Here is a 6,574-nt window from a genome sequence, read left to right on the forward strand (position 1 = left end):
TATCCTGGCGGCATGCGCACCATGACCGCAACCGAGGCATCGAGGAAGTTTTCGGAGCTGCTCGACGCCATCGAACACGGCGAGACCGTGACCATCACCCGTGGCAATCATCCGGTAGCCGAGATCGGACCAGCCCGGCTCCGCACCGGCGCCGATCTGGAAGCGGCTCTCGCCGATCTGCCGCCACTCGACCCTGACGTCGAGAAGGACATTGAGTCCGCTCTTGCCCTTCTCACGAACGAAATGTCCGACCCGTGGGCCGACGACTGATCCTCGACACCAATCTGCTCATCGCCTACGAGCGGAACACGATCGATCGTACGGCCCTGCGACAGGATGAGCTCTCCGTCGCCGCTGTCACGATCGCCGAGTTCCGCGTCGGCATCGAGCTCGCAGACAACGCTCAACGTGCTGCCGAGCGTTCCCGGATCCTCGCGGCCATCGCGTCGGCAATCGATGTACTCGACTACACCCAGACCACTGCCGCGCATCATGCTCGCCTCATTGCACACGTACGAAGGAGCGGAAGACCGCGCGGCGCCCACGACCTGATCATCGCGGCGCATGCACTTGAGACCGGCCGCACCGTGCTCAGCTTGGACGCCAAGGCCCACTTCGCCGACCTGCCGGGCGTTCTCGCGGTCGACGCCTGACTCGGCAGAGAGAACGATGTTCACGGCCATGATCACCCGCAGGTGGCGGGTGGGTTTGGGTGCGGGCCCTTGGCGTGGTCGCGGGGCGGGCGCTGACAGAATGGATCGGCTGACAGCGTTGTCAAGGGCGTAGCGTTTCTTCCGCGCGCAGCCCAGTCCGCCTACAGATCAGTCCGCGCACAGCATCCCGTCTGCAGAGGTGGCCCGTGAGCGACGCCCCCGATCCCGCCCCCATCACGATCCCGACCGACCGCCGACCGGCTGACGGCCGCTTCGGTTCGGGCCCTTCGAAGGTCCGGCCCGAAGCCGTGGCGGCACTGACCGCGGCCGGCACCTCGCTGCTCGGCACCTCGCACCGCCAGGCGCCGGTCATGCAGCTGGTCCACCGGATCCGCGCGGGCATCCGGGCGCTCTTCGATCTGCCCGACGGCTATGAGGTGGTGCTCGGCAACGGCGGCAGCACGGCGTTCTGGGACATCGCGGCACACAACCTGGTGCGGGCGCGGGCGCAGCACCTGGCGTTCGGCGAGTTCTCGTCGAAGTTCGCCGAGGTCACCACTCGGGCGCCCTTCCTGGGGACGCCGACCGTGGTGAAGGCCGCACCGGGAACGCTGGCCACGCCGTACGCCGAGGAGGGCGTCGACGCGTACGCCTGGCCGCACAACGAGACCTCCACCGGTGTGATGGCGCCGGTCCGCCGGATCGCCGGGGCGGACGAGGACGCACTGGTCCTGATCGACGCGACCTCGGGCGCGGGCGGCCTCCCGGTCGACATCAGCGAGACTGACGCCTACTACTTCGCGCCGCAGAAGTGCTTCGCCGCGGACGGCGGGCTCTGGCTCGCGGTCCTCTCGCCGCGCGCGCTCGCCCGGGTCGAGGAGATCGCCGGATCTGGGCGGTACATCCCGACGTTCCTCGATCTGCCCACCGCGATCGACAACTCCCGTAAGGACCAGACGTACAACACCCCGGCGATCGCCACCCTCGTGCTGATGGCCGAGCAGCTTGACTGGCTCCTCGCGAACGGCGGGCTGGCCGGCGCGGTCGAACGCACCACCGACTCCTCTAGCCGGCTGTACACCTGGGCCGAGAAGTCGGAGTACGCCACGCCCTTCGTCACCGACCCGGCCGTGCGCTCCCTCGTCGTGGGGACCGTCGACTTCGACGAGTCCGTGGACGCGTCGGCAGTGGCGCAGGTCCTCCGGGCGAACGGCATCGTCGACGTGGAGCCCTACCGCAAGCTCGGCCGCAACCAGCTGCGGGTCGCGATGTTCCCCGCGGTCGACCCGGCCGACGTGGAGGCGCTGACCGGGTGCATCGACTACGTGGTGGAGCGGCTCAACACCCGATAGCGGCTTGGCACCAGCGCACGTCGGTGGGCGATCTCAGCCCGCTTCCTCGCGACGGCCAGGCCACAGTGCTTGTGCGAGGAGCCAAATGAGCACGTATACGTGGCGTCTACCTGCCTTGCATGGCATCGGCACCATGTGAAGCAGGCAATGACCACGTATACGTGATCATTTGGGTCCGACGAGCTACGCCAGCGGCTCGTCGTCATCGTCGTCGAAGAACAGTCGGCGCCGGGAGCTTCCAGGGCGCTCGGCCGGTCGATCAGACCTGGACTGGTCTGGCTGACCGGCCTCGCCCGGCCACGGCGGTGGTATCGGGCGTCCCGAGGCGTCCCAGGTCAGCATCTGGGGCGGCGGTGGTGGTTCTTCACGGGACTCGCTGCGGCGACGCGGGCCGCGTCCCCAGGGGTAGCTCTCCGACTGTGTCCAAGGTTGGTCTGAGGGAGCGGCCGCACCAGGGCTCTCCCAACCGGCGACGGGGCGGGCGGGGGGTGGGCCACCCGCTGGGCCACCCGCTGCTGGGCCACCCGCGCCAGTCCAGTCACCGGCGGGCGTCTCCCAACCAGGGCCGGGGGTGCGCCACCCCGGTCGCGAAGGCTCAGGGGGTGCGGACCGTCTCGGATCGTCCGACCATTGCGGGGCTCCGGCAGGGCCCTGGTCGTACGACCGAGGCTCAGAGTCGTGCCGCTCCCCTCGTTCGTACCCCTCCGCCTGGCCGTACGGCGCCCGCTCGTCATACGGCTCGGCCTGGCCGAACCGCTCCGGCTCTCTCCGCAGGTCTCGCGGACCCGCAGCCGCGTCGGACGGGCCGCGGTGTCCGGCGTCGTCGTACAGGTCGGTCGCGCCGTAGGCGTCCGCCCGATGAGAGCTCACGGTGGCGGGGTCAGGAGGGCGGTGACGAGACGGCCCCGACGGTGTCGGGTCCTCCGGCCATGGAGTTCCGGCCTGGCCCGGCCACGGAGATTCCGGTGAAGCCTGTGCGTCGCCCGCCGGCCAGGCCAGGGGCGGGTAACTGCCCGTGTCATCGCGTTCGTACGCCGCGGCGCGCGCTGGCCCGGAACCGTCGTCGGCTGCCCCGCGCCGCGCGTGGCTCGATCGGCGGGGGTTGCCCTGCCGCCTTCGCGACGGTAGGAACGCCACGATCCCGGCGAGGAGCGCGACCGCCAGCACCAAGCCCGGAATCCACAGGGGCAGCCCGCCGAACAACGTACTGGTGCCACCCGAGTCGGCGTTCTCCGTATCCCTTGGGGCCGCCGGTGGCGTCGTGGCGGGGGTCGAGCGGGGCGAGGCGCTCGCGCTGCTCGAGGGGGTCGGAGTGACCACGCCTCCGGCACCCGTGATCGGCAGGGACAGGACGGTGGAGCCGGCGCCCTCGCTTCCGACGAAGATCCGCTCGCCGTTCAGGCTGACCGTGAGACCTTCCCCCTGGCGCTGCGACGGGAGCGGGAACGACCGGACCTCCGCGGCGTCGGGCCAGCTCAGCACGTGCGCGTCGGCGTACGTCCGGAGGACGATGGCCGAGCCGTCGGGAACGAACGAACCGTCGGTCACCATGGCAGGCGCGTCCGCGATCCTGGTCAGCCGGTTCACGACGCCCGACGCGAGTTGCTGCGGCCCGGCGTAGATGCCACCCCCGCGCGGATCCTTGGTCACGACGTACACACGCCCGGTCTGCGGATGGACCAGCAGCGCCTCGGCGTCGTGCGGTCCGTCGGGGTAGCTCAGGCGGAACCTGCTCCACTGGACCCGCCGGTCACCGAACGAGTCCGGCTCCCGGAAGCGGTACAGCGTGATCGAACTCCGGGCCCGCTGGTTGTCTCCGATGTCGCCGACCCAGATCCGCCCGTCCGGCCCGCTCGCGATCGCCTCCCAGTCGACATTGGTGGCCTGACCAAGGGTCAACGTCGAGACCACCGTGCCGTGACCGTCGAGGGCGAAGACGCGCGGCAGGTCGCCGGAGTCGTTGTGGGTGTAGAAGAGGCTGCGGAACTTCGTGCTCAGGGCCAGACCGCTGGGTTCGGTGATGCGTTCGTCGCTGATCGTGAACGCTTCGTCGACGCCCTTACTGTCGGGCGCCGCGGCGTATGCGACCGAAGCGGCGGGCACCAGCGCGGCCCCCGCGACGAGCGCGCACGCACCGGCCGCGCCCGCGAAGGCCGCGGCCAGAGCTCCAGTTGTCCATCGACGTCTTCGCGTCCAGATCACGACCGCAGCACCTCCGCGAGGTCCGGCTCCAGCAATCGCGCGAGTGCGGGCGACACCCCCCACCCGGCGGTGAGTTCGTGATAGTCACGGACGACCTCGGGGGAGGCGGCCGCACCGGTCCGTACGCCGCGGACAAGCAGGTTACGTGGCGTGTGGTCGGAATCGACGAACTCCATCACATCGACGCGGTACCCCACAAGCCGCAGAACGGCCGCGCGGAGGGCATCGGTGAGCATGTCGGCCAGCCTCTCACGGAGAATGCCGTGTCGGGTCAGAAGCCCATAAGGCGACGGTGTCGGCCGGCCCGCCAGTTGCCGCTGCAGGTCGTGGTGACAACACGGCGCGGCAAGGATCAGGGCCGCCTGCCAGCGGACGGCCCGCGCCAGCGCGTCGTCGGTGGCGGTGTCACACGCGTGCAGGGCGAGTACGACGTCGGCGCCTCCCTCGACGGGTGCAGACGCGATGTCGCCCTCGACGAAGCTCACCGCATCGTCCCAACCGAGTTCCTTCGCCACCCTGGTGTTGCGCTCTCGGGCCGGCGCCTTCACGTCGACGCCGGTCAGCGTGGTGGGCAGCTTCCGAACGCCGGCCAGATAGGCGTACGCCGCGAAGGTCAGGTACGCATTGCCGCAGCCGAGGTCGACCACGCGCAGCGGGCGCTCGGGTGTGGGTGGCGCCAGCCGACCGGCCGTGAGCGCGTCGTCGAGCGCGGGCCCGAGCAGTCGGAGGAACTCCTCGACCTGGTGGTACTTGTCCCGGCGGCTCGGCTTCACGACGCCGTCAGGGTCGCTGATCCCCACGGCGGTCAGGAACGGCGCGGCCGGGTCGAGGACCCGGGCCTTGGCCCGATCATGGGACCGTGCGGGCGCGGGCTCCGACCTGGCCTTTGCCTGGGCGTGCACCTGCGCGGCGCCCTTCTTGGTGACCCGCAGTTGGACCGTCTCGCTGATCGTGTCGACGTGCCAGTTGCCGTACGGCGCCCGCAGCGCGTCGTCGACGGCGTCGAGTACGCCTGGTCCGAGCGGGACGTTGTGCGTGTGCGCCTGCGTGTCGTCATATGTCGTGACCTGAAGGTGCCGGCCGTTCCGGAGGTCGACGTACCGCAACTCCGTACGCCGCCATCGCGGCGACTCGCCGCGCCGCCGCCCGGCAGCCACAGCGCGGACCAGCCGCTCGTCGTCGAGAACGAGGGCGCGGATCCGGTCGAGGGCGGCCGGCAGAGGTTCTGACACGCAAGCATTGTCGGGTACGCCCACGACAACGGGAGGTCGCGTCCGGTTTTCGCCGCCGCCAGGACTAGACGGAGTACCACCCCCGGGGCCGTACCCTGGGAAGTCGCCCGGCGGTGACCCAGTGATCCGGAGACTAGGGACGGACCGATGACTAATCTGACCAGGGCTCTCGAGGCCATGTTCACCATCGGCGTCGCTGGATTGCTGTGGGTGCTCGCCAGCTTCCCGATCGTCACCCTCGGGCCGGCGACAGCCGCGCTCGCGACCGTCATGGCCGAGTGGGACGAGAACGGTCCGCCGCCAGTCTGGTCGACGTTCTGGTCGGGCTTCCGGCGGCATTTTAGGCAGAGCCTGTGGTTGGGTCTCCTCGCCACCATCGCCATCCTGTTGCTGTCGGTCGACCTGGCGTACGGCCTGCGCGCCGAGGACGCGCCCATGCGGGCGGTCGTCCTCATCGCCGCAATCGTCGGAACCCTCGCTGTGGGCGGAACGCTGACCTTCGCATTCCCAGTCATGATTAGCTATCCGGGACCATGGCGGCGGACCCTCCGCAATGCCGCCCTCTTCGCGGCGGCGTACCCACTGACCACCATCACCGGGCTCATCGGACTCGGTGTCGCGTCCGTCTCCGTCATGATCGTTCCTGCTGTCCTCCCGGTTGTCGCTGGAGTCGAAGCCTGGCTGGTCAGCCGGTTGACTCGGCGGGTGTTCGCGCGGTTCCTTGCCCGCCAGGAGGCTGCGCAGGCGAAGACGGTCCCGGTCGTCTAGCACCTGCCGCAAACTCGGCGAGGCGGGTCCCCAGCCGCGGCAGTGGCCGGTACGCCGCGAATGCCCTCGCAAGCGGATCGACCAGGTTTCCCGACATGGGAGTCCCGGAGGTCGCTTCCGCATGGGTTACCCGGATCCCGTTTCTGGCGTGCAGACAGGCTCGATAGCCCTTCTTTTCAAGGGTTTTCGAGCCTGTCGGTTTGTTTTCTTGTCCCGCTTCCCGCGCCGGTTAGAACGGCGGCGGATCCGGATCGTCTGGTTCTACCGGGTCGGTGAGGCGTGGTGGGGTGACCTTGTACTCCCGTCCGTGCGGATCGGTATATCGAAGGTGGCCCGGACTGGTCTGCTCGACCTTCCAGTCGCCTTC

Annotated in this window: 6 protein-coding genes; 4 read left to right on the forward strand and 2 right to left on the reverse strand. The window is 69.7% G+C overall.

The window, feature by feature from the left end:
* Window positions 1-12: 12 nt before the first annotated feature.
* The 3 genes from B141_RS0106245 to serC all read left to right on the forward strand — a co-directional run bounded on the left by B141_RS0106245 (window position 13) and on the right by serC (window position 2,005).
* Window positions 13-270: a type II toxin-antitoxin system Phd/YefM family antitoxin gene (locus B141_RS0106245; RefSeq protein WP_020574311.1), complete on the forward strand. Its 258-nt coding sequence runs from the start codon at window positions 13-15 to the stop codon at window positions 268-270.
* On the forward strand, window positions 255-653 hold the full coding sequence (locus tag B141_RS0106250; protein WP_020574312.1) for a PIN domain-containing protein: 399 nt from the start codon (window positions 255-257) through the stop codon (window positions 651-653). The genes B141_RS0106245 and B141_RS0106250 overlap by 16 nt, the downstream gene beginning before the upstream one ends.
* A gap of 206 nt (window positions 654-859) precedes the next feature.
* Window positions 860-2,005 carry a phosphoserine transaminase gene (gene serC, locus B141_RS0106255; RefSeq protein ID WP_020574313.1) on the forward strand — a complete coding sequence of 382 codons (1,146 nt, stop codon included), beginning with the start codon at window positions 860-862 and terminating at the stop codon, window positions 2,003-2,005.
* 183 nt (window positions 2,006-2,188) lie between these two features.
* Here serC and B141_RS45320 read toward each other — a convergent pair whose 3' ends face one another.
* Window positions 2,189-4,207: a hypothetical protein gene (locus B141_RS45320; protein ID WP_020574314.1), complete on the reverse strand. Its 2,019-nt coding sequence runs from the start codon at window positions 4,205-4,207 to the stop codon at window positions 2,189-2,191.
* The gene (locus B141_RS0106265; RefSeq protein WP_020574315.1) at window positions 4,204-5,439 is read right to left on the reverse strand and encodes a class I SAM-dependent methyltransferase; all 1,236 of its coding nucleotides are present in this window, start codon (window positions 5,437-5,439) and stop codon (window positions 4,204-4,206) included. The genes B141_RS45320 and B141_RS0106265 overlap by 4 nt, the downstream gene beginning before the upstream one ends.
* Window positions 5,440-5,586: 147 nt before the next feature.
* Here B141_RS0106265 and B141_RS45325 point away from each other — a divergent pair, with 147 nt between their 5' ends.
* Window positions 5,587-6,207 (forward strand): YesL family protein, encoded by a 621-nt coding sequence (locus tag B141_RS45325; protein ID WP_084678126.1) that lies wholly within the window; start codon window positions 5,587-5,589, stop codon window positions 6,205-6,207.
* The last annotated feature ends 367 nt before the right edge of the window (window positions 6,208-6,574 follow it).

It is taken from the genome of Actinopolymorpha alba DSM 45243, from assembly GCF_000373925.1.
Taxonomy (GTDB): Bacteria; Actinomycetota; Actinomycetes; order Propionibacteriales; family Actinopolymorphaceae; genus Actinopolymorpha; species Actinopolymorpha alba.

What these genes read in the sequence shown, in the direction of transcription:
- B141_RS0106245 (WP_020574311.1), top strand. Translation starts at nt 13, where the DNA reads ATGCGCACCATGACCGCAACCGAGGCATCGAGGAAGTTTTCGGAGCTG.
- B141_RS45325 (WP_084678126.1), top strand. Translation starts at nt 5,587, where the DNA reads ATGACTAATCTGACCAGGGCTCTCGAGGCCATGTTCACCATCGGCGTC.